This is a genomic window from Pseudonocardia zijingensis, assembly GCF_042657305.1.
GTDB lineage: Bacteria > Actinomycetota > Actinomycetes > Mycobacteriales > Pseudonocardiaceae > Pseudonocardia > Pseudonocardia zijingensis.
Map to the genome: position 1 here is coordinate 1 of NZ_JBHSKO010000078.1, position 887 is coordinate 887.

Annotated in this window: 1 protein-coding gene; it reads right to left on the reverse strand. The window is 68.1% G+C overall.

What is annotated here, in order from left to right; all coding sequences use genetic code 11:
• Positions 1 to 887 (reverse strand): cytochrome b (locus ACFPL3_RS42005; protein ID WP_379591043.1); only part of this gene is annotated, 887 nt, incomplete at both ends.

Genomic DNA, 887 nt, shown 5'->3' on the forward strand with positions numbered 1-887 from the left:
TGGTACTCCAGCGGGATCGCGTGGCCGTGGTCGTCGACACCGCCCAGCGGCTGGTGCACCTCGATGAACTCACCGTGGGGCAGGCGCTTGATGACGCCGGTCTCGATGCCGTGCTCCAGCACCGCCCGGTCCGAACGCTGCAGGCCGAGGCAGATCCGGTAGGTGACCCAGTAGGCGATCGGCGGCACGACCAGCACCCCGATGCGGCCCGCCCACGTGGTGGCGTTGAGCGAGACGTCGAAGAAGTAGGCGATCAGGTCGTTGCTGCCCGACAGCACCAGCACCGTGTAGAAGGAGATGCCCATGACGCCCAGCGACGTGCGCACCGGCACGTCCCGCGGGCGCTGCAGCAGGTTGTGCAGGGCGTTGTCCTTCGTGAACTTCCGCTCGATCCACGGGTAGGCACCCGCGATCACGTAGAGCAGCGGGAGGAACGCGGGGCTGGCCCAGAACGCCGGCGGGATGTTGTAGTCGCCGAGGTAGATGTCCCACGGCGGGAAGATCCGCAGCATGCCCTCGGTGAACAGCACGTACCAGTCGGGCTGCGAACCGGCCGAGATGTGCGCCGGGTTGTAGGGCCCGAAGTTCCAGATCGGATTGATCTGGAACAGCCCGCCCATGAGGCCGAGCACGCCCACGGTGACCGCGAAGAACGCGCCGCCCTTGGCCGCGAACGCCGGGAGGATCCGGACGCCCACGACGTTGCCCTCGGTGCGGCCGGGGCCGGGGAACTGGGTGTGCTTCTGGTACCAGACCAGGCCGACGTGCAGCGCGATCAGCGCGAGCAGGATGCCCGGGATGAGCAGCACGTGCGCGATGTAGATCCGCGGGATGATCTCGGTACCGGGGAACTCACCGCCGAACAGCGCCCAGTGGGTCCAGGTGCC